At 34.1% G+C, this 23,152-nt stretch carries 23 protein-coding genes; 6 read left to right on the top strand and 17 right to left on the bottom strand.

Translation table 11 applies throughout. The features are described from left to right. Positions 1 to 4: 4 nt before the first annotated feature. The 4 genes from spoVAD to ACSBPO_RS06250 form a co-directional block, all read right to left on the bottom strand. On the bottom strand, positions 5 to 1,021 hold the full coding sequence (spoVAD, locus tag ACSBPO_RS06265; RefSeq protein WP_442599207.1) for a stage V sporulation protein AD: 1,017 nt from the start codon (positions 1,019 to 1,021) through the stop codon (positions 5 to 7). After that, positions 1,022 to 1,501, bottom strand: a complete 480-nt coding sequence (gene spoVAC, locus ACSBPO_RS06260; RefSeq protein ID WP_442599206.1) for a stage V sporulation protein AC — start codon at positions 1,499 to 1,501, stop codon at positions 1,022 to 1,024. Positions 1,502 to 1,513: 12 nt separating this feature from the next. Then, positions 1,514 to 1,984 carry a YhcN/YlaJ family sporulation lipoprotein gene (locus ACSBPO_RS06255; RefSeq protein WP_442599205.1) on the bottom strand — a complete coding sequence of 157 codons (471 nt, stop codon included), beginning with the start codon at positions 1,982 to 1,984 and terminating at the stop codon, positions 1,514 to 1,516. A gap of 304 nt (positions 1,985 to 2,288) precedes the next feature. Further along, entirely contained in the window at positions 2,289 to 2,630 is a 342-nt protein-coding gene (locus ACSBPO_RS06250) for a DUF1360 domain-containing protein (protein ID WP_442599204.1), read from the bottom strand. Between the two features lie 239 nt (positions 2,631 to 2,869). Here ACSBPO_RS06250 and ACSBPO_RS06245 point away from each other — a divergent pair, with 239 nt between their 5' ends. Then, positions 2,870 to 3,367, top strand: coding sequence for a CotY/CotZ family spore coat protein (locus ACSBPO_RS06245; RefSeq protein ID WP_442599203.1), 498 nt, complete (start codon positions 2,870 to 2,872; stop codon positions 3,365 to 3,367). A gap of 43 nt (positions 3,368 to 3,410) precedes the next feature. Here ACSBPO_RS06245 and ACSBPO_RS06240 read toward each other — a convergent pair whose 3' ends face one another. The 4 genes from ACSBPO_RS06240 to mgtE all read right to left on the bottom strand — a co-directional run bounded on the left by ACSBPO_RS06240 (position 3,411) and on the right by mgtE (position 8,397). Next, the gene (locus ACSBPO_RS06240) at positions 3,411 to 4,130 is read right to left on the bottom strand and encodes a CotO family spore coat protein (RefSeq protein ID WP_442599202.1); all 720 of its coding nucleotides are present in this window, start codon (positions 4,128 to 4,130) and stop codon (positions 3,411 to 3,413) included. Positions 4,131 to 4,234: 104 nt separating this feature from the next. Beyond that, positions 4,235 to 5,008, bottom strand: a complete 774-nt coding sequence (gene fabI, locus ACSBPO_RS06235) for an enoyl-ACP reductase FabI (protein WP_442599201.1) — start codon at positions 5,006 to 5,008, stop codon at positions 4,235 to 4,237. Positions 5,009 to 5,179: 171 nt separating this feature from the next. Then, complete coding sequence (locus ACSBPO_RS06230) at positions 5,180 to 7,039, bottom strand: monovalent cation:proton antiporter family protein (protein ID WP_442599200.1); 1,860 nt, start codon at positions 7,037 to 7,039, stop codon at positions 5,180 to 5,182. A gap of 14 nt (positions 7,040 to 7,053) precedes the next feature. Beyond that, on the bottom strand, positions 7,054 to 8,397 hold the full coding sequence (gene mgtE / locus ACSBPO_RS06225) for a magnesium transporter (protein WP_442600320.1): 1,344 nt from the start codon (positions 8,395 to 8,397) through the stop codon (positions 7,054 to 7,056). Between the two features lie 247 nt (positions 8,398 to 8,644). On the opposite strand from mgtE, the gene prpE reads away from it, so the two are divergent. After that, positions 8,645 to 9,382: a bis(5'-nucleosyl)-tetraphosphatase PrpE gene (gene prpE, locus ACSBPO_RS06220; protein ID WP_442599199.1), complete on the top strand. Its 738-nt coding sequence runs from the start codon at positions 8,645 to 8,647 to the stop codon at positions 9,380 to 9,382. 26 nt (positions 9,383 to 9,408) lie between these two features. On the opposite strand, the gene ACSBPO_RS06215 is transcribed toward prpE, so the two are convergent. From ACSBPO_RS06215 to ACSBPO_RS06200, 4 genes are read right to left on the bottom strand one after another with little or no spacing between them, the layout of a single operon-like run. After that, the gene (locus ACSBPO_RS06215; protein ID WP_442599198.1) at positions 9,409 to 10,311 is read right to left on the bottom strand and encodes an RluA family pseudouridine synthase; all 903 of its coding nucleotides are present in this window, start codon (positions 10,309 to 10,311) and stop codon (positions 9,409 to 9,411) included. Continuing rightward, complete coding sequence (locus ACSBPO_RS06210) at positions 10,312 to 11,112, bottom strand: NAD kinase (protein ID WP_442599197.1); 801 nt, start codon at positions 11,110 to 11,112, stop codon at positions 10,312 to 10,314. Positions 11,113 to 11,143: 31 nt separating this feature from the next. Further along, a complete protein-coding gene (locus tag ACSBPO_RS06205; RefSeq protein ID WP_442599196.1) occupies positions 11,144 to 11,779 on the bottom strand; it encodes a GTP pyrophosphokinase in 636 nt (211 codons plus the stop codon). 47 nt (positions 11,780 to 11,826) lie between these two features. Then, on the bottom strand, positions 11,827 to 12,192 hold the full coding sequence (locus tag ACSBPO_RS06200; RefSeq protein ID WP_442599195.1) for a hypothetical protein: 366 nt from the start codon (positions 12,190 to 12,192) through the stop codon (positions 11,827 to 11,829). A 131-nt stretch (positions 12,193 to 12,323) separates the two neighbouring features. Between ACSBPO_RS06200 and ACSBPO_RS06195 the strand changes: the two genes are divergently transcribed. The 4 genes from ACSBPO_RS06195 to ACSBPO_RS06180 all read left to right on the top strand — a co-directional run bounded on the left by ACSBPO_RS06195 (position 12,324) and on the right by ACSBPO_RS06180 (position 15,421). Further along, positions 12,324 to 12,932 carry a CYTH domain-containing protein gene (locus ACSBPO_RS06195; RefSeq protein WP_442599194.1) on the top strand — a complete coding sequence of 203 codons (609 nt, stop codon included), beginning with the start codon at positions 12,324 to 12,326 and terminating at the stop codon, positions 12,930 to 12,932. A 12-nt stretch (positions 12,933 to 12,944) separates the two neighbouring features. Further along, complete coding sequence (locus ACSBPO_RS06190; RefSeq protein WP_442599193.1) at positions 12,945 to 13,556, top strand: lytic transglycosylase domain-containing protein; 612 nt, start codon at positions 12,945 to 12,947, stop codon at positions 13,554 to 13,556. 594 nt (positions 13,557 to 14,150) lie between these two features. Further along, the gene (locus ACSBPO_RS06185; protein WP_442599192.1) at positions 14,151 to 14,561 is read left to right on the top strand and encodes a globin domain-containing protein; all 411 of its coding nucleotides are present in this window, start codon (positions 14,151 to 14,153) and stop codon (positions 14,559 to 14,561) included. Next, on the top strand, positions 14,558 to 15,421 hold the full coding sequence (locus ACSBPO_RS06180; RefSeq protein ID WP_442599191.1) for a ClpXP adapter SpxH family protein: 864 nt from the start codon (positions 14,558 to 14,560) through the stop codon (positions 15,419 to 15,421). The genes ACSBPO_RS06185 and ACSBPO_RS06180 overlap by 4 nt, the downstream gene beginning before the upstream one ends. A gap of 1,045 nt (positions 15,422 to 16,466) precedes the next feature. Here the strand turns inward: ACSBPO_RS06180 and pepF are convergent. From pepF to spxA, 5 genes are all read right to left on the bottom strand, one after another. After that, entirely contained in the window at positions 16,467 to 18,284 is a 1,818-nt protein-coding gene (gene pepF / locus ACSBPO_RS06175) for an oligoendopeptidase F (RefSeq protein ID WP_442599190.1), read from the bottom strand. A 114-nt stretch (positions 18,285 to 18,398) separates the two neighbouring features. Further along, a complete protein-coding gene (locus ACSBPO_RS06170) occupies positions 18,399 to 19,610 on the bottom strand; it encodes a competence protein CoiA (RefSeq protein ID WP_442599189.1) in 1,212 nt (403 codons plus the stop codon). A gap of 97 nt (positions 19,611 to 19,707) precedes the next feature. Further along, positions 19,708 to 21,219, bottom strand: a complete 1,512-nt coding sequence (gene cls, locus ACSBPO_RS06165; RefSeq protein WP_442599188.1) for a cardiolipin synthase — start codon at positions 21,217 to 21,219, stop codon at positions 19,708 to 19,710. A 135-nt stretch (positions 21,220 to 21,354) separates the two neighbouring features. Continuing rightward, positions 21,355 to 22,023, bottom strand: coding sequence for an adaptor protein MecA (mecA, locus tag ACSBPO_RS06160; RefSeq protein ID WP_442600319.1), 669 nt, complete (start codon positions 22,021 to 22,023; stop codon positions 21,355 to 21,357). A gap of 311 nt (positions 22,024 to 22,334) precedes the next feature. Continuing rightward, positions 22,335 to 22,730: a transcriptional regulator SpxA gene (gene spxA / locus ACSBPO_RS06155; RefSeq protein ID WP_442599187.1), complete on the bottom strand. Its 396-nt coding sequence runs from the start codon at positions 22,728 to 22,730 to the stop codon at positions 22,335 to 22,337. Positions 22,731 to 23,152 lie beyond the last annotated feature (422 nt).

Here is a 23,152-nt window from a genome sequence, read left to right as displayed (position 1 = left end):
CCTCCTAACTATTCATTTCAATTGCTACGGCATGAGCAATGCATGGTATGCTTTCATTTTGCTGAAACGTTAGTGGAGACAAAAGTGCCCCAGTTGCAACGACCAAAATCTTTTTCCATTTTCCTTTTTTCATTTCATTAATTAAATGACCATATAAAACCGTAGCAGAGCAACCAGCACCACTTCCACCTGACTGTACCGGCTGCCCATCCTTATAAATTAATAATCCACAATCTTGAAATTTGCTTTTATCAAAGGTGATCCCATTCTTCTGTAAAAGTTCATATGCTGTATCTCTACCAATTCTTCCTAAATCACCTGTAACAATTAAATCGTAATCATCGGGAGATACACCTAAATCCTTAAAATGCGCTGTAATCGTATCAACTGCTGCAGGTGCCATAGCCCCTCCCATATTAAATGGGTCAGATAGTCCCATATCCATGACTTTACCAATTGTTGCAGAAGTCATAATAGGTTTTGTTTTATCACCATTATTCGAAGTGACAAGCGCCACTCCAGCACCTGTTACAGTCCATTGAGCAGTCGGAGGTTTTTGACCTCCATATTCTGTTGGATAACGAAATTGCTTTTCTACAGCAGCATTATGGCTAGATGCTCCTGTTAATATGTAGTTGGCACCTTGATAGTTCACCATAAAAGAAGCTAATGCTAATCCTTCCATTGAAGTGGAACATGCACCGAAAATACCGAAGTAAGGTATCTCCATTGTCTTGGCAGCAAAACTAGTTGGTGTAATTTGATTAATTAAGTCACCTGCTATCAGAAACTCTACTTTATCTTTTTGTAAATTTTCTTTTTGCAAGGCTGTTTGTAATGCTTCTTCTAATAACAACCGATGTGCTTTTTCGTAAGATTCTTTACCCATCCATAGATCATCATGTAATATATCAAAATCAGCAGCTAGGTTCCCATTTGCTTCAAATGGCCCACCAGACACACCAGTGGAGATAATCATCGGACGATTTTGAAAAACCCAAGATTGTTTTCCCTTAAGCAATCAAATTACCCCCCAAGTGATTAATAACGTTTTGATTAGTGCTACAATAAAAGCTGAGAATACCCCAAATAAAATAACAGAGCCTGCAAGTTTAAACATATTTCCTCCAACCCCTAAAACAAACCCCTCTGTACGATGCTCAATCGCAGCGGATATAACAGCATTACCAAAACCTGTTACTGGTACAGCACTTCCCGCACCTGCAAATTGACCAATACGGTCATAAACACCAAACCCTGTTAGAAGCATAGATAGGAAAACCATTGTTGCAACAGTCGGATTTCCTGCCGTTTGTTCAGTGAAATTAAAAAATGCAATATAGAAATAAGTGATAGCCTGTCCGATTAAACAAATAAGACCTCCAACAAAAAACGCTTTCACACAATTTTTAAGAACAGGTCTCTTTATTTCATGCTTTTGTTCAAGTTTTTGATATTGCTGCTGTTGTGGAGTCATTTTTTGTTTTTGTTTATTTCCCATCTAGCCCACCTCCTATGTTAATTCTGCTTTTAATTGAATGATTTTTTGTAATTCTTTTTCTGCTTTATCATTTGAATACTTTGGATTTTTTGCTTTTTCTTTTAATTCAAGAGCTTCCATAAATATTTTATAATCACTTGAAACAGTAAAATTTTCATCCGGATAATTCTTTTCAAGCTGTTTATTTATCTTTTTTTCAATCTGCTTCATTCGAAACCTATGCAAGTGCTTTACTTTATACACCACAAGTGTATCTTTTTTCCCTTTAATGACGGCTACGTCATAAATTTCTTTATACTTCATAACGTCCTTCTTAATATCTTTTGCTACATTCTCTTCACTTTTATTGATTTGAACAGGACTTGGATTGGTTGTTTTAATCAAGGATAGTCTGCTGTCCTTTTCTGCTTCACTCTGATTACATCCTGAAATCGTTATAGTTAGTAGGAGCAAAATTAATAAGAAAACTGTTAATTTTTTCATACTTCCTCCATCCATTTCCTAAGAATAAACAATATGTTTTACTATTTTCTGCTTGTTGTATTTTTTTATACGAATTAGTAAAAAGGTATAAAATAAAAAACGCCTATCATTTGATAGACGTTCAGTCATTTTTTCTTTCCACAACCACACCCTCTTTTTTTTCTTCTTCTCCTTGGAGTAGTTGCTTGGGGTTGCTCTGTTTTTTGTTCAGCCTGTTCTTTAGAAGATGGTCTTTCCATTTTTTAACTATCCTTTCTATATAGTAAATTTTTATGGAGTATGCGGATAAGATTCTGAAGTTCATCTATTTTTCTAATAGAACTTGAATGATGGAGGCACTACCAGCTATGGCAAGAACTATAATAATGGGGCTTATAAAAGATGGCCAAAGTATATAGCTTATATAAATAATGACCGCGCTCCAAATCCCTGTACACCAATGACAGCTTAATAATTCTCCTATCCAATATTGAATTCCCTTCCCCTTTATTTCGATATATGTTTCTGTTGTACCATCTGGCAATATTTCTTCTACATTTTCATGAAACGGACGTCGTAAAAATTCAGTGATTGTGTCATAAACAATTAATCGAGTAAGTCGAAAACTCGCTAATATTAATAGGATAAACTCAAACCAACTCGGCATTTTTTAAACCCCCTTCATCTTTACGCTAAAATCTTATCCTACCTTATATTATTCAAAGAAGAATCAACTGCTTGGGCATTTTCCTACTAGAGACATGTCTTCATATGATAAAAACACTAACAAAATTATTATTAATAAATCATTTTTAGACACTTGCCCACACCAAAAAAGGGGCTATTCATATAGTATTAAAGACAATAAGTCAAAATTGAAAATTATATTAAGGAGATGAAAAATGTATGTCTTGTAGAGGACATGGTCACCATGAGAATGAAAATTGCGTTTGTGGAGTACTAAGAGCAATCGTTGACGCACAAGATCAAGTCAGCCCAATCGAAGAGGGAGATTGCACAGTAAGCTGTGAAAGATCTATACAAGAATTATTAGCTGGAGTTGTTTCTCCAACTTCTGGCCCAAATACTATACCAGTTATACTTTATTGTGCATGTGAACCTTTCCTTGGATTTGGTGTTAGAAAAACAACAACAGCACCAGTTGGAAGACTTGATTGTGTAAGATCTTTCATATTTAGAGTAAACTCTGTTGACGAAAATTGCTGCGCTTCTTTAGAACTATTGGAAACAGGTCACAGTAATCAGGGTAATCATTTTGATGTTTGTGATCAATTCCCTGGTAATTCTGTAAGTCCAGAAGATATTACTGGAACTGGAATTTGTATCACAGTTGACTTAAGCTGCTTCTGTGCAGTTACATGCTTAGACCCAATAACATTATAGTAGATAATTCGAAAGTGGGCTTACTATAAGTAAGCCCATTTATTTATATGCCAATAATATTAATATCAACAATTTCAGCATCAGATATTTGAGTATGCTGTTTTCCAGTTCGTGTATCTATTTTAATAACCCCATCTTTGTATGAAATAAAATATCCCATATAAATATTATTAATTGTTATAAATTCATATAAAACCTTTATTTGAACAGGCGGCATTTTTTTTAGTTCGTTAAGTTTATTGGATAAATCTAAATGATTAAAGTGGGGTCTTTTTTTAGTTTTTTTACTAACAGTGGATTCATTGGACTCTTCAATAATTACGTTCACAACTTCTTTATCAAGTTCCTCAAGTCTACTAGTAGATAATGTAGTATTTTCTAGTAATGTATTAAAAGGTTGTTCTTGTATAGAATCTAAGTAACGAATATATTGTGTTTCTTCGATTTTCTCTTCTTCCACTTTTACTTCAGATGATAAAATCCCTTCGATAATAAACTCCATAACTTTTGGATCATCTGTTTCTTCCAATACAGAACCCACCTGACTAAGGGTATCCATTTTTGTTTTTGTAAGGAGTTCGTCAAATTTTCCGAACTGCTGTTCTTTCTCTTCTTCAAGATTTAATTCCTTAGAGTGGAGTTCATCTAATGGTTTATTTTTTCGATTTTTAACAAAGAAGGATTGCTGCATTGGGGCAATTTGCTTATTAAAAGTGGGTTGTTGAATATAAAGAAGAGGTTGTTGATTTTTCTTTGAAGCCATATCTATACCTCCAAAATAATTATATTTACCATCCATATATTATGCTGGGCTGCCTAATTCGTTAATAAAAAAAAACCGCCAAGTGGCGGTTTTCTATTTTTATTTTACCCTAGAATATGATACCCAGAATCTACATGAATGTTTTCGCCAGTGATTCCACGTGATAATTCACTGAATAAGAATACTGCTGTATCGCCAACCTCTTCTGGTGTGGTTGTACGACGTAATGGAGCACGTTCTTCGATTTCTTTTAGGATGGAGTTAAAATCACTTACTCCTTTAGCAGATAATGTACGAATTGGTCCAGCTGAGATGGAGTTAACACGAATTCCTACTTTACCAAGGTCAGCAGCTAGATATTTTACGCTTGCATCAAGAGAAGCTTTTGCAACACCCATTACATTGTAGTTGGAAACGACGCGCTCTCCACCTAAATATGTTAGAGTCACAATGCTTCCGCCTTCTGTCATCAAATCTTTTGCTACTTTCGCAACTGCTGTTAAAGAATACGAGCTGACATTATGCGCAAGTAAGAAGCCATCACGAGTAGTATTCATGTAGTCACCTTGTAATTCTTCCTTGTTAGCGAAAGCAATACAATGAGCTACACCATGGATAACGCCGACTTTATCTTTAATAGACGCAAAACAGTTTGAGATGTCTTGATCATTTGTTACATCACAAGGAAGGACAATTGTTTCCTCTTGGTTAAGTGATTCAGCTAGCTCACGAACACTACTTTCCATTCTTTCACCCGCATAAGTGAAGATTAATTTAGCACCTGATTCATGAAGAGAACGCGCAATTCCCCACGCAATACTTCTTTTATTTGCTACACCCATTACAACGTACGTTTTGCTATTTAAAGAAAGATTCATTTATGTATGCCTCCCAAATAATATTACAAGTTATTAGTACCTAGTACTAATATACACGAAATCAAAAAAAATGAAAAGCTTGGACACCGCATTTTAACGCATTAACGCACTGGGGGTCTGACCCCCAGTGCGTTAATTGGCTAAAGTGGGTTATTTAGTTTTTAGTATTTCCTAACACCATTCGCAGAATTCGAGCTCACGTTTTAGTTCGTCAACGTATTCTTTTGAGCCTGTTACGATTAAACGGTCATTCATTTGTAGTTCGGTATCGCCATGTGGAACGATGGAATCTCTGCCCCGCAAGATTCGCACGAAAATTACGTCACCTGTGAATGGAAATCTTCTTATACTCATCCCTGCAAACTGTTCATTAACCATCCGAATTTCATATAGAGATGTTTCCTGATTATTTAGGATGTTCATTAAGCTTGGTGATTCAATTAATGCTCGCATCAATGTTTTAGTTGATAATAAAACAGAAAAGACTTCGATATCATGCTCTTTCAGCCCTGCTTCTAAGTCAGGTGCCTCAATTCTTACGATGACCCGATTTACACCTTTTTCTTTAAAAGCAATTGCAAGTGTCGCATTTAGTTCATCGTCTCCAGTTGAGACAACTACCACATCCGATTCCATTACAGCGGTTTCCTCAAGTGTTTCTATAGAATAATCTTCAACCTCAATAATATCAAATGCTGAATCGGCAATTGGAATACCAGCTCTTTCCTCTTGCTTTAAATGATATAAGGTTGGTTCATATAATGAGGATTTTAATTCAAGGGATACAGGCATTGTGACTTGATTGGCTCCAACAAAAGCGACCTTGATTTTTTTTGCTGTAACCGATTCTTGTGGGAACATTTTTTTAAAGACAGTAGGGGTAATAACACTTGTGAGTACTGCTACTAATATAAGTGTCCCGCTCATTTCAGGAGAAATAATTTTAATTCTTTCTCCAATCGTTGCTGCAGCAATAACAAGCGATAATGTTGAAGTTAACAAGAAACCTGATGCAATGACCGTTTTCTTATCATACCAGAAGCTTAACAAATAAGTAGGAATGAATTTGGATATTAATAATGCAATAAACAAAAGCGGAATCAATAATAGCAACTTAGGATCACTGAATAATGACCAAATATCTAAATTTACTCCAACCATTACAAAGAAAATCGGAATTAAAAATCCATATCCAAAGGAATCAAGCTTGTGTACTAGTTCTTGATTCGGTGATAGTAAAGATACTAATACCCCAGCTAAAAAAGCTCCTAAAATATTTTCCGCCCCTACCGTTTCAGATACGGCTACTAAAATAATAATCAATGCAAAAACCGCACGGGTACCAATTTGAATCGTTCCTTTAGACATCGCCTCAAGGAAGTTCCGATTTTTAAACCTTTTTCCAAGAAAATAAAGTCCTACTCCTGCTGCAAAAAGGATTAATAATAACCAAGTATTTCCGCCACTCTTATCGTAAAGAGAAACAAATACAGCTAATAAAATCATTGTCACTAAATCAGCAATAACTGCGACAAGCAGAATAATTTGACCAATAGCTGTTTTGGTTAAATGCGCTTCCTTTAGTGTAGGTAAAACCACCCCTAAAGAAATCGTTGAGATGATTAGCGTCATATGAAAGGCATTTTCAATAAAGCCCATCAACACAAATAAGTAAGATAAGCCTAAAGATAAAATAAAAATACCTACAAATATCAGACTGGCAACGACAAAGGTATTAGGTTCTAATTTTCCATTTGTAAGCTTTTCACGCTTTTTTTTGCCGGTAAAAGCCGAAAAGTCTATCTCTAATCCACTTAAAAACATTAAAAAGATAAATCCTAATGTAGACAATGTTCCTAACCATACATCATCATGAACGATATTGATTCCACTTTTTCCAATAATTAACCCCATAATAATTTCTGCTACAACAACAGGTATGAAGTTTAATTTAAAGCGATGCATGAGTATTGGTGTAATAAAAGCTACGACCATGACAATAACTAACGATGCTACTGATTGATGCTCCATCCATCTCCCTCCTTTTAAGGTGCTAAATAATTCATAAAAATAGTGGCCATGCCAAAATAAATTAAAATACTAATAATGTCATTAATGGTTGTGATAAAAGGACCTGATGCAACTGCTGGGTCTATTTTAAATCTATGCATGATTAATGGAATAAAGGATCCTGCTAAAGTCGCAACAAATAATGTCGAAAAAATAGAAACTCCAACCAATACCCCAAGAAAAAAGTCGCTTTGCCAAATAAACACGACCAAGGTGACCACGATTCCACAGGTTGCTCCTGTTATTAAACCAGTTCCAGCCTCTCTTATCAACAATTTAAACTTACTCTCTTTCTGTAAGTCACCTGTTGCAATCCCGCGAACCGCAACTGCTAGTGCTTGGGTTCCCGTATTTCCGGCCATTCCAGCTATTAGTGGTATGAACATAGCAAGAATCGCTACTTTACTTAGCGTTTCCTCAAACTTTCCAATTAAACTGGCGGTAAACATCCCTAAAAATAAAAGAATAATTAACCATGGTAACCTTTTTTTCGCTGCAGATATAGGGTTTCGGTCAAGTGTATCCATATCAGATACCGCCGCCAATTTCGAATAGTCATCTGAGGCTTCTTCCTCCATAACATCCATAATATCATCGACAGTGATAATCCCTAAAAGATGGTTTTGAAAGTCTACAACTGGTACCGCTAAAAAGTTATAGTCCTTCATTTTCTTCACAACTTCTTCCTGGTCCTCCCCAACTGAAACCGAAACGACCCGATCGTACATTATTTCTGATATCATCACATCGTCATGACTCACAATTAAATCTCTTAATGAAATAACGCCAACAAGATGCTTCTCCTCATCAATCACATAAAGGTAATAAATCGTTTCGGCTCTAGGAGCTTCATTTTTCAGAATAAACATAGCTGAACGGACCGTTTGATTTTTAGATATAGCGATAAATTCCGTCGTCATGATACTTCCAGCTGTATATTCTTCATAATGGAGAAGCTCTTTTATTTCATCTGCAGCTTCATCATCCATAATCGTTAAATAACTGGCTACTTGATCTTTGTCCAATTCATTTAAAACATCAACTGCATCATCGGCATACATATTAGATAACATATCGGCCGCATAGGTAGGATTCATTTCCGCCAGGACATCTTTATATTCGGCTTCCTCAATCTCTAAATTTTCAAAAAGGGAAGCCATCTCTTCAGGAGATAAATAGTGATAAATCGTTGATCGAAGATCCTCATGAAGATTTTGAAAAAAGATAGCCTGATCATATGGATGTAGGTGCAAAAATTCCTCACGAAACGTAACCATATCTTCATTCTTTAAGGTTTGTTTCAACAGAGCAGAATTCATTTGCTCCTTACTTCCCTCATTATATTCTTTTTGCTCCTTCATCTTGTTCCCCCCTTTTCCAATATTTTTTCTTTCAATCAACTTTTTTAAATCAAAAGCATTCCAAATTTATCGATGTTTATATTATTTCCCTACTTTACCCTTAATCATTTTAATTGAATCTTTTTGAAGTTGTTAATTCTATTCCTCTTGGGAATACTTTTTATGACTTATTATCAGAACGAAAATCATTCAGGGAGGCTAACAAATGAAAATAGATATTATAGGTGATATCCATGGGTGTTACCCAGAATTTAAAGCATTAACTGAAAAGCTTGGATATTCGTGGATAACCGATATTCCAATACATCCCGAAAAACGAAAACTTGCTTTTGTAGGTGATTTAACTGACCGTGGCCCGCTGTCTCTTAAAATTATAGAAATAGTGTGGAGGTTAGTAAAAGAGCAAGGGGCTCATTATAGTCCTGGTAACCATTGTAATAAGCTTTACCGGTTTTTTCTTGGAAATAAGGTTCAAGTTTCACACGGCTTAGAAACAACAGTCGCTGAATATGAATCTTTAATTCCACAGGAACAAAAACGCATTAGAGATATGTTTATAGAGCTTTACCAAAATGCACCACTATATCAAGTACTGGATGAGGGAAAGCTAGTCATTACACACGCAGGTATTCGTGAGGATTATATTGGAAAAACACATTCAGGGGTTAAAACCTTTGTCTTGTACGGTGATATAACAGGTAAAACAAATCCTGATGGAACACCTATTCGCCGCGATTGGGCAAAGAGTTATAAAGGAAAACCATTAGTTGTTTATGGTCATACTCCTGTAGAGAACGTTCGCTGGGTCGGCAATACGGTAAACATTGATACTGGTGCCGTATTCGGTGGAAAATTAACCGCTCTCCAATACCCTGAAAAGGAAACTATTTCTGTATCTTCTACCATGCCATTTGTTGCTGAAAAATTTAGAGAAATCACTTAATTTACTCAAAAGATAAGGCTGGCCATTTAAGAATGGTCAGCCTTTATTAATTTTTCGATATCAACAGGGTTTTCAATTTCAAAAGTGAAAACTTCCTTATTAAAAGGATGAACAAAAGCTAGTCGTTTACAATGCAAGGCTTGACGGTTAATATAGCACATATCGCCACCATAAAGATCATCCCCCAATAGTGGGTGTCCAAGATAGGACATATGCACCCTAATTTGATGGGTTCTTCCGGTTTCTAGGCGCAGTTGAATATAACTATAATCGATAAAATTTTGTAGGAGCTGATAATGGGTACAAGCATATTGCCCTTCTTCCGTTACTTCCCTCTCTATGATACTATCTGATTTTCTGCCTATAGAAGCTTCTATTGTTCCTGCTTCATTTTGAATAATGCCATGAACAAGAGCAATATACGTCCTTTTTACAAGTCCTTTTTTTTGTTGTTCACTTAATAAATGGTGGACATGCCGGTGTTTGGCCACTAATACTAATCCAGAAGTATTACGATCTAATCTCGTTACAATATGAGTAGCTGCAGATAATCCTATCGTCCCATAGTAGTTTAGCAGTGCGCTAGCTAAACTTCCTGTCGGATGCTCTCTAGATGGAATTGTATTCATGTATGCAGGCTTATTGACTACCAACACATATTCATCTTCATAAACAATACTTAATGGTATTGCTTCCTTTATGACTCCCTCACTAGGGATTTCTAGTGGGAAAATAATTTTTAAAAGATCTTCATTTTGAAGTTTGTAACGCACATTCATCTCAAGATCATTGATTAATATTTTTCCACCATTAAACTTAATATCTGTTAAAGCAGCTTTTGATATTTCTTGTTCTTTTAAAAAGTCTTTAATCGTCTTTTCTGAATCTTGATGGCTAATAATCCAAGTAAGAGAAAATGGTTGTTCCATTTAATTTGAATCCGATATAAATGAATCATGTACTCTTTTCCAAAAAGGAAAAGGTCGGAACCTGGCAAAACGAATCTTTTCATTTGCTACTCGAAATTGTATCGATTTAACATCCTTATGTAAAAGTGTTAAATGGTCAACGGTTACTTGAAAATCTGGACGATTAACTGGCTTTAACATACATGTATGATGATCTGGAAGGATGAGAGGTGAGCCTACCGTACGAAATACTCTATTGTTAATCGATGCCATCTCAGCTAATTGGATAGAAGGTAGTGACGGATGAATAATGGCTCCACCTAATGCTTTGTTGTAAGCTGTACTTCCAGATGGAGTGGAAACACAGAGTCCATCTCCTCTAAAACGTTCAAAGTGCTCTCCCCTTATCTCAACATCCATTACTAGGGTACCTTCTACACTTTTCACAGTGGATTCATTTAATGCTAAATATCTTGTTTCTCTCCCGCCATTTTGATATCGAATAATTACCTCTAGGAGCGGATATTCAATAACTTGATAGGGAGTTTTGGCGATGGCGATGACTAGTTTTTCAATTTCCTCTGGTACCCAATCAGCATAAAATCCTAAATGCCCTGTATGGACACCAACGAAAGCCGTTTTATCCAATCGACTGCTATACCGATGAAAGGCATAAAGTAAAGTGCCATCACCGCCAATTGATACTACAATGTCTGGTTGATCCTCATCGTAAATAAGATCAAAATCCTGTAAATATGTTCTCATTTTTAACATGAGAGTACTAGATTTTTGATCACCTCTGGTCGTAATGGCAAAACGCATCAACTTTAGCTCCTCTTATAGTAAAATTGTTTTATTTCTCTCCATCTTGAGCTTCCTTTTTTCTAGTAAAGAATGCTTGGGCTTCTTGTATTTCCCCGCGTATTTGCGACATCTCCTCATCCAAATGGAATGCTGCTTCTGCCGCTCTTTGAAGCCTTTTCTTGATATCCTCTGGGAAGTCACCTTTATATTTATAGTTAAGTGAATGCTCAATTGTAGCCCAGAAATTCATGGCTAATGTTCTAATTTGGATTTCCACGAGAATTTTTTTCTCTCCCTGGATGGTTTGAACAGGATATAAAATAACCATATGATAAGAACGATACCCACTTTTCTTTTGATGTGAAATATAATCCCGTTCTTCAATTACTTCAAAGTCATTTCGATTTTTTAACATACGTACAACTGTATGGATATCATCAACAAATTGGCACATCATTCGAAGTCCTGCAATATCCTGCATTTCTTCTTCTAAACGATCGAGTGCAATTCCTTTTTGGTTGGCTTTATCTAAAATACTTGCAATAGGTTTCACTCTCCCGGTAACAAATTCAATCGGGGAATGACTAGTATCCATTTGAAATTGGCCTCTCATCCCTTTTAATTTGACCTTAAGCTCTTCCACTGCCTGCTTATAGGGTGCCAAAAAATAGTCCCATTGTTTCATATGATTATCACCTCATCCATATTTCTCTATTCTGTAAGGATGACAGATTAAAAAGTGCTTTCTACTTTTTCAACCATAGCCTCACCATAATTACTATTACCTCTGATATTGTCTATTAGGTATTCTAATTCTTCCTTAAACATAGGTAATGGCAATGTTTCTTTTTGGTTATAAAGGACAGGAGTATGAGAATTTTCCAAAGCAACCTTTAAAGTTGGCCATATTTCTTCAGGTAAAACAATATATGTAAATTCATCATTTACTTCTATTAGATAGATAAAAGAAAAATGATCAGAATCAACTAGCATTTGCTCTTTTGCTATAACATTCGTTAAATGAAAATTATCTTCTACATTTAAGAATAATGTATTATCTTCGATTTTTGCAGACCTAATATGTACTTTTTTTTTCATTTTTTCTACCTCCATTATTCTTTTTTTATTTTAACATAACCTTAGCATTTATCATAAAGTGAAACTTTCATAGGCAAGAGTTTTTTATCCTTCTTTTCCATGATAAACTATGGTAGAAAGGATGAACGACTTTGACACAATCCATTGAAATCGAATTTAAGAATGAACTAACGAAAGTAGAATATGAAAAATTAAAAGATCATTTTAGACTGGATTACTCTCAATTTTTTCTCCAAACAAATCATTATTTTGATACTGTTAGGTTTAGCCTTAAGGAAAAAGGCTCTGCATTAAGAATCAGACAAAAAGCCAACTCTTATGAACTTACACTTAAACAACCCTACCAGGATGGACTTTTAGAGACCAATCAAGTTTTGACAGAAGCCGAAGCTAAAGAAGCAATCGAAAATAATCAAATCCCTGGAGGACATGTCTCAGAACTAATTTCTGAAATGCAAATTGATGTTAACCAAATCCAATTTTTCGGAACTCTAACAACCAAACGCGCTGAATGGGAATATGAAAAAGGATTACTTGTTTTGGATTATAGTACCTATTTAAATACTGACGACTATGAGTTAGAATATGAAGTAAATGATAGAGAAAAGGGACAAGTTGTTTTTCATACACTTCTAAACTCTTTACAAATCCCTATACGGAAAACTGACAATAAAATTAAACGATTTTATTTACGAAAATATAAGTTATTATCCTCTGATGAAATGGATAAAGATCGCTAAAGGGGAAGAACAATGAACGTTGATAAATTAAAAGCTATGTTAGAATTGAAGGCATTACAAAATTTTCAAACCACAACTGCCAATCCTTCTGGTTCTTCTTTATTCCAAGAATTATTGAGTGAACTCTTAACTGAAAATGAAATAACAGCTTTAAACGAACCATTACCAAATGAATCAAAACCTAAAGCTGCAGCTTTGTTCAATTCCTATATACCCCCATTTAACCTAAAAGAATCTAAAATGGGGAATGCAGAAATAAACAAAATTATTGAGGAAGCAGCAGAGCATTATCAAATTCCTAGTAAATTAATCCGTTCGGTCATTCAGCAAGAATCAAATTTTAATCCTAATGCGATTAGTTCAGCTGGGGCATCTGGATTAATGCAACTAATGCCTGACACGGCAAAAGGATTAGGGGTTCAAAATATTCTTGATGTAAAGGATAATATTTTTGGCGGCAGTAAGTATTTGCGTCAGATGTTAGACCGCTACAATGGAGATATTCCCTTAGCTCTCGCCGCTTACAATGCAGGTCCTGGGAATGTCGACCGCCATGGTGGAATTCCACCATTCCGTGAAACACAAAACTACGTAAAAAAAATTACGGACCATTACTTTTCATAAGGCTCTTTTCTGAAACTTTGTTGTTTTTTCTAACTAATAAATGGCAATTTACAATATAGGGTGTCAAACTCATATGAAAATGAAGAAAAGAGCTGGGCAATTATTAAGAGAGCCTGTAAAAATCCGGCCTTAGGGATTTTTATGAAAACCACAATCTATACGAAAACAGCTTTTCATAAAAATAATTATTAAAAAACTGTCTGTTACATTTCATTACAGACAGTTTTTTTATTATCCAATAAGGCTCTTTTCTGAAACATTGTTGCTTTTTGGTAACTAATAATTAAGCATTTCACAATATAGGGTGTTAAACTCTTATGAAAATGAAGAAAAGAGCTGAGCACTTATTAAGAGCTCCTGTAAAAATCCGGCTTTAGGGATTTTTACGAAAACCACAAACTATCCGAAAACAGCTTCCAATAAAGAGCGGTTTCCATCTAAATACAGAAAAGTAACCGTTTTGAAGCTATTTGTTTGAGTTATACTAATGGCATTGCTAAAATAAAACAAAAAGCAGTAGAGAACATAAAAGATAATAGCCATTTTTTCCCTACGATGCTTATGAAAACAAACTCATTAAAAGGAGTTATCAACATGATTGAAAAGCCTCTTACTCCATTTGAAGCAATTGGTGAGGAAAAATTACATCAATTAGTCGATGCATTTTATTCACGGGTTAGTCAACATCCTGATCTAGCTCCTATTTTTCCAAAAGGATTTAATGAAATTGCTAGAAAGCAAAAGCAATTCTTAACTCAATATTTAGGTGGTCCATCTTTATATACAAATGAACACGGACATCCAATGATGCGTGCAAGACATTTACCATTCGAAATTACACCAACAAGAGCTAAAGCATGGTTATCATGTATGAGTGAAGCTATGGATGAGGTAAATCTGACTGGACGTGTTCGAGATGAATTCTATTCAAGGCTTATCCTAACAGCCCAGCATATGATCAATACTCCTGATCCCGATGACAATTTCGATGGTGATCTAGAGTGAAAGTAAACAAACCTTGGTCCACAAAACCCTTCCATAGTTCTGATAAAAAGCCAATTGAAATATATATGTTCATTGACCCATTATGCCCGGAATGTTGGGCACTAGAACCAATCATCAAAAAATTAATGATTGAATATGGAAAGTATTTTTCTATAAAACATATATTAAGTGGAAGAATAGCCACACTTAACATCTCTAAAAAGAAAAATTATGAAAGTATAGCCGAATTCTGGGAAAAGACCGCTAGCAGAACAGGTATGTCATGTGATGGTAGCTTATGGTTAGAGAATCCTGTCTCCTCCCCCTTCATTGCATCTGTTGCCATAAAAGCAGCAGAACTACAAGGAAGAAGAGCCGGAATTAGATTCCTACGTAAACTTCAGGAAGTGTTATTTTTAGATAAGCAAAATATCTCTAATTTTGAAGTTTTAAAGAATTCAGCTAGTAGCATTGGTCTTGATGTAGAAGAATTTATAACAGATATCCATTCTGAAAGCGCAGCTAAAGCATTTCAATGTGACTTAAAAATCACAGCTGAAATGGAAGTTGACGAAATTCCAACTTTAGTATTTTTTAATGAAAACGCTGAGGATGAAGGGATAAAAATCACTGGTTATTATCCATACGAGGTGTATGTTCAAATCATTGAAGAAATACTACAAGAAAAACCAGTAAAACAAGCCCCTCCACCACTTGAATGCTTTTTAAAATATTTTAGTTTAGTTGCATCCAAAGAAATTGCAGTTGTTTACAACATGACGATTTCACAAGTAGAAAGGGAAATGAAAAAGTTATTATTGAAACAAAAGGTAGAACAAGTTCCAGTTAAATATGGAATGTTTTGGAGATATATTGAATAACAAAGAAGCACTTTCAAATGAAATGCTTCTTTTTTGTTATTCTACTAAAACAAATATCAAAAAAAGAAAAGGACCTTGCATCTTTTGCAAGGCCCTGTTCTATCATACAAACAAAGGGGATGGGAGAAATCTTTCACTTCAAACAAAGGGGTAAATGTTTGTTTGTGAACAACTTCATGAATAAAATATATCATGGATTCCTATCAAATTACAGTAGTTTGTATTTTATTTCACAATATTGTCAAAAAAACGGTATGAGGTATTGATTGTAGTAATATAATTTACTAAAGGTCTTGTGTATTAAGTACAAGCACATATTTTTAGGAGGAGACGAACATTGAAAAAGTTTACTATTCCTCTCATGATTCTTATGATTTTCATTTCTTTTTACCTGCAAATCCTTGGACTAATGAATTTGATCCCTTTCTTTGTAAGTGCACCTATTCTATTTTTATCCTTCTTATTCCTGCTAACTTCAATTAATAGAAGAAAACGGTTTAGAGGGTTTAAGTAAGAAAAAAGCTCAATCGCCCAGAACTACGAAAAAAAGATGTTCATTTTTCTCAGCCCGACACGCAAATGTTCTGTGGTGTAAGAAGTTCTTACTTTGACATCTTACACTACAGGTTATAACATTTATCGGACCTACAATCCGTTATTCATAAAAATATAGGTGTTTTCTCCCCCTTATAGGACACACGTTCCGTTATCGAGGTAAAAGGTGCCCATTTTAGTGCGATGATAAGCCAATAGCGTACCCTGTGTCCGATAACATCTCCAAAATAGGCTATCTGACACAAATAGCGGACTCTGTGTCCTAAAAAAACAAAAGAAAACATTTATCGTACCCAACAAATCCGTTTTTAAAACTACTGTTCAATTAGTGTTCAGTTTATCTTAATAGACATCCCTGTTCAGCCCAAAAAAATAGCCGTGATTCCAACATTGAAATCGACGGCTTTTTTTAAGTTGTTTTTTAAGTGTGAATTTGCGTTTTCTCTGCACCAAACGAAAAGGTTACATTAGGATGGCTTTGTATTATTATCTAGGATAATAATCTTTCCATTTCATTTAGTTTTTCTTCAAAAACCTTACAAGCTTCTGCAATAGGATTTGAGCTTGTCATATCCACTCCAGCTTTCTTTAGAACCTCGATAGGATAATCTGAGCTACCTGCACTTAAAAATTCAATATAGCGCTTTACAGCAGTTTCGCCTTCTTCAAGAATTTGTTTACTTAAGGCAGTCGCAGCACTAAACCCAGTTGAATATTGATAAACATAATAATTGTAATAAAAATGTGGAATTCTAGACCATTCCAGCCCAATTTCTTCATCGATTACAATATCTTCTTCCCCAAAATATTTTTTATTTAACTCATAGTACATTTCAGTTAGAGAATCTGCAGTAAGTGCTTCGTTATTTTGTGCTTTTTGGTGAATTTGATGTTCAAACTCAGCAAACATCGTCTGACGGAAAACCGTTCCACGGAATCCTTCAAGATAGTGGTTTAGTAAATATAATCTTTTTTGCTCATCATCAATTGTTTTTAATAAGTAATCATTTAACAATGCTTCATTACAAGTGGAAGCCACTTCGGCTACAAATATGGAATAATTACCATATGGATACGGTTGATTCTTTCTTGTGTAATAACTATGAACGGAATGACCAAATTCATGTGCAAGAGTAAATAAATTATTTACGTTATCTTGCCAATTCATTAAAATATAAGGATTTGTTCCATATGTTCCTGAAGAATAAGCCCCACTACGTTTACCTTTATTCTCATGAATATCAACCCAGCGGTTCTCAAACCCTTCTTTAAGGACATTCAAGTATTCTTCTCCAAGTGGTGCTAACCCTTTTAAAATTAAGTCTTTAGCTTCCTCATAGGTTACTTCCATCTTTACATCTTTCACTAGTGGAGTATATAGATCGTACATATGGAGTTCTTTAACACCAAGCACCTTCTTACGGAGCTTCACATATCTCTTCAATAAATGAAGATTATCATTTACTGTATTAATCAAATTATCGTATACACTCTCAGGAATATTATTGGCTGAAAGTGCCGCATGTCTTGCCGAAGAATAATTTCTAATTCGAGCATTAAAATTATCTTTTTTAACATTGCCACTTAATGTACTGGCAAATGTATTGCGGAACTTCCCATATGTGTCGTAAACAGCCTTAAATGCATCATGTCTTACACGCTGGTCAGCACTTTCTAAAAAACGAGAATATCGGCCATGTGTAACCTCAACATCATTCCCATTTTCATCCTTTATATGTGGGAATACTAAATCCGCATTGTTAAGCATTCCAAATGTATTTGCAGGACTTCCTAGAATCTCACCTGCTTCAGCAAGTAATGCTTCTTCTTTCGCACTCAAAACATGTGGACGTTGAAGATTTATTTCCTCAAGGGCATGTTCATAAAGTTTTAATTCCTTTTTTTCTTCTAAAAAGCCTTTGATTTTATTTTCATCAATCGAAAGAATTTCTGGGACAATATAAGCTAACGTACTTCCGACCTGAGAATAAAGATTTCTGATTCGATCATCTAAACCTTGATAGAAGGAATTAGTCGTATCTTGATCATATCTCATATGTGCATATGTATAAAGCTTCCCCACACGCTCCATAAGGAAATCCTGTTTTTGTAAGGCCTCATATAGTGTATCAGCACTTTCACTTAATTTCCCTTCATATTTTTCCAAGGTTGGGATTAATGCTTTTACCTCTTGAAACTCCTTTTCCCAAGCTTCATCTGTTGCAAAGACATCCTCTAAACGCCAAGTATCTTCCACTGAAATTTCACTTCTTGCAGGAAGTGTTTGAACCTTAACCTCGTTTGTCATCTTTATACCTCCAATAATCACTTTGAATTCTAAAAAGTCCTTTTTATGCTATTCGACTTTCCTTTAGAAATTCCTTTTACATTTATATATTATGTCCATTCCTTCGATTACATTTTAAAAAATAATATTTGCATATTTTTGATAAAAGGCATTTTCCATATCTTTTTGTTCCCTAGGTGAATTGGGAATCTGAAGATCATTCTCTATTTGAAAAATATCTTGATTGAGTTGTCTAATAATATTCGTTTTTACTAGTAAATCTACATATTGAGCAACTGGTATGAGTGGTGGATATATATCTCCTTCTGAATAATCCTTTTCAACTAAGGGTAGCGTTCTTAATTGTATCTGTTTTTTACTTATCCTTTTTATAAATGCCATATTTATGTCGTGTCGAGAAAAAGGATTCCGTGTTCCCCTTTTTAAAAGAATATCAATAAAAAAATAAGTTTGCCAAATTAGCGGAGGTGTTGTGATAAAAGGACTATCCAGGACAGGTAAACCAAGATAAGGAGGTAATAAAAAAAGATTGAGGTGATTTTGATAAATCAAATTTAAAAAGGAGTTTTGGAAGGAGCCATGGAACTGAATTTGTTTATATTTCCAATAATCTAGTTCCTTTAACCATAAAGTCGGGTCCAATCTTGGATGATTTTGGGGCGCCAACAGATTTAAAATAGTAAATTCATCTTTTTTTCGAATAGTTTGTTTGGAGAAAACATTTCGATTGGTAATAGCTTGTATGGATTCTTGAAGAATAAATGTTTCCGTTTCTGAACAATAGTAAGGAATCATCCACGAACTGGTGGGATACTTTTGGAGGAATAAATAATGAAAATCAGATAATGCGGTAATGGAAGGCTTCTTTCGATTAAAATGATTGGCCCCTAAAATCCAAATAGGAGTATAATGATTTGCCCGGTATCCTATGGTTCTTTTTCTAAAAATTTCTTCACTAATGTTTGAGCATTGGTATTCTATCACATATTTCCTTGAACCAACATAAAAGAGAATATCCGCTCTCTGCTTGATTTTTGAATCATAGAATTCCATTTGCGGATTTAAGTTTTGTTTCATTAACCATTGATAAAGCTGAATTTTTCCATTTAAATGATATTCAGATTCTTTTTCGTGTTCATACTGACAACTAGTTCCCTTCAAATGTGAAAAATGAAAAATCCTTTTGTTACCTAGTTTTAAAATCATATTTTCATGACATTGAGGACAAAAAAACTGTTCTTCTTTACGTAATTTTTGCAAAGATTGCTTGTCTTTATAATCCATTAAACAAATTCTTTGCTCATTTTTCAAGATAGCTGTTAACAAGTAAATTTCCTCCTTTCCAATTTCTTATCTAATTCGATAACGCGTAGAGAATCTCCTTCAAAAAAAAGAACCCCTGTTAATTAAACAAGGATTCTCTTTATAACAATGGTGATAATAAACGCGAAGTTGATTCTAATAGCCTTAAACCGAGATGACGTTTTTTAAATGTTTCTAAATTTAGTTCTTTTGAGTTCTTAATATCCTTTAAATAATCATTTACTAGCTTTTGAGTGCTCCTTGTTCTATAGAGAAAGGCGTTTACTTCAAAGTTTAAATGAAAACTTCTCATATCCATATTGGAAGTTCCAATAGAAGCTAACTCATAATCGACAATAACAATTTTACTATGCATGAATCCACGGTCGTATTCAAAAATTCGAACTCCAGCTTCCATCAATTCCGGGAAATATGATCTTGAGGCGTGAAAAACGATTCTTTTGTCTGGTTTTTTAGGTACAAGAATCCTCACATCAATTCCACTTAATGCTGCAATCTTGATAGCCGAAAAAATATCCTCATCTGGGATAAAATACGGTGATGCAATCCAAACCGTTTTCTCGGCTGATGTAATCATCGAAAAGAAAATATTTTTTATTACGCTCCATTCATTATCAGGTCCACCCGCTATCAGTTGAACTCCACCATGTATGTTCTCTTCCAAATCAGGTGACAAATATTCTGCCGTTAAAAAACTATGATTAGTCATGTAGTACCAATCTTGTAAAAATATTAATTGTAAAGAACGTACTGCTTCCCCTTTAAGCATAAGATGGGTATCACGCCAAAATCCAAATTGATTACTTCTCCCTAAGTATTCATCCCCAATATTTAAGCCTCCAACAAACCCTACAGAGCCGTCTATAACTATTATTTTTCTATGATTTCGGAAATTAAACTTATTGTTTAGAAAGGGAAGTCTTACTGGACCAAAAGGTACCATTTCTACACCTGCATTACGTAATTCCCGGATAAAAGTCTTAGATAACTTCCAGGAACCAACCGCATCATATAAGAAACGTATTTTAACTCCTTCCCGAGCTTTTTCTATTAATAGATTTTTAATTTCTCTTCCGATTTCATCATCTCGGACAATGTAATATTCTATATGAATATGGTGCGTAGCTTTTTTTATTTCATTTATAATACATTTAAAGGTTTCTTTTCCGTTTGTTAAAGTCCTAGTTGAGGTGGCAAAAGAAATCGGGCTATTCCCTAGCTTTTGAGCTAATGCAAAAAGTCTTCGTTGTTGGTCACCCATCTGCATCATTTTTTCTTCACTTTTAGGATCTTCTTCTCCTTCTATCGTTAAAAAAGCTTGTTTGTCTAAAAAATACTTTTTTCTAAACATTCGCTCCTTCCGATAGTTGCGTCCAAAAAGTAAATAGAAAAAAAATCCAACTAAAGGGAAACTACCTAATACTACAAGCCATGTTAATGTTTGTGTTGGGTGGCGATTTTCTAAAAAGATGACAAAACTAATAAAGATAACGGACAATGTGATGAAAATACTAGAAATCCGTAAAAAACCACTTCCGACATATTCTTTAAAATAAGAACCAAGAAGGATCAAAACCGAAACAAATAGGATTACACGTACGGTATTTTTCAAATTTCATCACCTACCCCAAAAAACTTCGATCTCTACATTAGAAGTTTAGATTACGCAATACGAATAATTTTACTCTATAATCTTTAAAGATATATAGAAAAAAGACCGATTTCAACCATGAAATCGGCATCTCTTTTATAAAAAGTGTTTTCTTATTGTTTCAAATACATTTTCAGCTATAACTTCTTTTCCATATTCTTCTAAACGATGAATAGTCATATGAGATTCAATCCCATATTCCATTAATACACTTAATAGGTTATCAATATCTTCTTCACTAAACATCTCTTCATCAAACTCAATATATAAATAATATTTATTTTCATATGCAAATAATCTAGTGAAGATATCGTCAAGTCCTGGACGTTTGGAAAGAGAAATAACATCTTCAATATCTTTAAATGAAAGTAGGAATTCTAATGGTTCATCAGAATAATCCTCATCGTTTTCATCTTTATTCTGGTTAAATTGCTGATCCAAAAGATCCTCAATTCTCTCATCAACTGGTGAATCCTTATACTTATCAGAAAGCATTGGTAAATCAAATCTTTGACCGTCTTTACCAAGTTGTGCCTTTGTAACAAGAATTTCTAAGCCTTTATCAAGTGCATGAACCTGAATCCAAAGTGGACCTTCAACCTCAAATTCCTCTTCTTGATGAACTTCATCCATCATTTCCCAAAAAAGCTCTTCACTCCGTTCTCGATTATACCAGATCTCTTCACGATCAAAGCCTCTTTGTTCTATATCAACATAAGAAATATAAAATTTTACGGTATTTTCATTAATTCGTTCTATTTCCATCATACACTCTCCCTTCTGGTATATGATTGAAGGAATAAAATACCCCTGTACCTAGGGGTTTTTTATTACACCAAATGATAAATGATATTGTATACCTTGTACTTTCATTTTATGACAAAAGTAGTAATATGGGAAATAAAAATAACTAAAATTTAAAAAATCATCAAATGCCTATATCAGAACATTATTAATTTATATTAGATTATTATAACAATTATTTTTTAAATAAACAATTTTCAAGGTATGATGTCTTAAATTAGACAAAAAAACCTTCTATGTTAAAAAACATGAAGGTCCTTTTTCATACATGATTAATTTACTAAACGCTGTGCTTCACGAAGTTGATAAGTTCTAACTTTCCGTGGAAGAAATCTTCTAATTTCGTCCTCATTGTAACCTACTTGTAAACGTTTCTCATCCAAAATAATTGGACGTCTTAATAAGCCAGGATTTTCTTTGATTAATTCAAAAAGATCCTGTAATGGCATGCTTTCAACATTTACGTTTAACTTTTGAAAAGTTTTTGATCTCGTAGAGATGATTTCATCTGTTCCATCCTCAGTCATTCGAAGAATTTCTTTTATCTCATCAATCGTTAAAGGCTCAGCAAATATATTTCTTTCCGCATAAGGAATTTCATGCTCTTCTAGCCAGCTTTTAGCTTTTCTACATGATGTGCAACTTGGTGAAGTATATAACGTAACCATTTCCTTCACTCCTTATTATAAAATCTTATATAATAAATTTTAGATTAAAATAACTTTAAAAAAGTAATTTCTATAATGATTATACATCATATAGATTTAAAAGGGTATACTTTTTATAAGAGAACGCCGAAATTTCAAAGAGATAATCTCATATAATATAAGACGAATTAAACGTAAAAAGGTTTCATTTTTAATATAAATAAATTATATTTTTTCACTTCACCATAATATTCGAAAGGCGTTTCCTATTTTTGAGTATTCTTATTTAATTTTTAAAAAAACCTCTTAATTCTAATTACCCCTTATATGCCTATACAAACATTAAATAGGATTTTATTCTCATTTAGTTTTACGAAAATGAAAATGCTTTCATTTATTATAATGGTATATAGAAAAAGTTCAGAGAAAATATATAATTACCT

The organism is Neobacillus sp. D3-1R, assembly GCF_052180215.1.
Lineage (GTDB): Bacteria > Bacillota > Bacilli > Bacillales > Cytobacillaceae > Pseudoneobacillus.
This window is presented reverse-complemented; position numbering and strand designations above follow the sequence as displayed.

What these genes read in the sequence shown, in the direction of transcription:
- ACSBPO_RS06215 (WP_442599198.1), bottom strand. Translation starts at nt 10,311, where the DNA reads ATGGAACAACCATTTTCTCTTACTTGGATTATTAGCCATCAAGATTCA.
- pepF (WP_442599190.1), bottom strand. Translation starts at nt 18,284, where the DNA reads ATGACAAACGAGGTTAAGGTTCAAACACTTCCTGCAAGAAGTGAAATT.
- mgtE (WP_442600320.1), bottom strand. Translation starts at nt 8,397, where the DNA reads ATGAATTCTGCTCTGTTGAAACAAACCTTAAAGAATGAAGATATGGTT.
- ACSBPO_RS06210 (WP_442599197.1), bottom strand. Translation starts at nt 11,112, where the DNA reads ATGCGTTTTGCCATTACGACCAGAGGTGATCAAAAATCTAGTACTCTC.
- spxA (WP_442599187.1), bottom strand. Translation starts at nt 22,730, where the DNA reads ATGGTTACGTTATATACTTCACCAAGTTGCACATCATGTAGAAAAGCT.
- spoVAC (WP_442599206.1), bottom strand. Translation starts at nt 1,501, where the DNA reads ATGGGAAATAAACAAAAACAAAAAATGACTCCACAACAGCAGCAATAT.
- ACSBPO_RS06200 (WP_442599195.1), bottom strand. Translation starts at nt 12,192, where the DNA reads ATGAAAAAAAAAGTACATATTAGGTCTGCAAAAATCGAAGATAATACA.
- ACSBPO_RS06245 (WP_442599203.1), top strand. Translation starts at nt 2,870, where the DNA reads ATGTCTTGTAGAGGACATGGTCACCATGAGAATGAAAATTGCGTTTGT.
- ACSBPO_RS06185 (WP_442599192.1), top strand. Translation starts at nt 14,151, where the DNA reads ATGATTGAAAAGCCTCTTACTCCATTTGAAGCAATTGGTGAGGAAAAA.
- fabI (WP_442599201.1), bottom strand. Translation starts at nt 5,008, where the DNA reads ATGAATCTTTCTTTAAATAGCAAAACGTACGTTGTAATGGGTGTAGCA.
- ACSBPO_RS06250 (WP_442599204.1), bottom strand. Translation starts at nt 2,630, where the DNA reads ATGCCGAGTTGGTTTGAGTTTATCCTATTAATATTAGCGAGTTTTCGA.
- mecA (WP_442600319.1), bottom strand. Translation starts at nt 22,023, where the DNA reads ATGGAAATAGAACGAATTAATGAAAATACCGTAAAATTTTATATTTCT.
- ACSBPO_RS06190 (WP_442599193.1), top strand. Translation starts at nt 12,945, where the DNA reads ATGAACGTTGATAAATTAAAAGCTATGTTAGAATTGAAGGCATTACAA.
- ACSBPO_RS06240 (WP_442599202.1), bottom strand. Translation starts at nt 4,130, where the DNA reads ATGGCTTCAAAGAAAAATCAACAACCTCTTCTTTATATTCAACAACCC.
- prpE (WP_442599199.1), top strand. Translation starts at nt 8,645, where the DNA reads ATGAAAATAGATATTATAGGTGATATCCATGGGTGTTACCCAGAATTT.
- ACSBPO_RS06230 (WP_442599200.1), bottom strand. Translation starts at nt 7,039, where the DNA reads ATGGAGCATCAATCAGTAGCATCGTTAGTTATTGTCATGGTCGTAGCT.
- ACSBPO_RS06205 (WP_442599196.1), bottom strand. Translation starts at nt 11,779, where the DNA reads ATGAAACAATGGGACTATTTTTTGGCACCCTATAAGCAGGCAGTGGAA.
- ACSBPO_RS06255 (WP_442599205.1), bottom strand. Translation starts at nt 1,984, where the DNA reads ATGAAAAAATTAACAGTTTTCTTATTAATTTTGCTCCTACTAACTATA.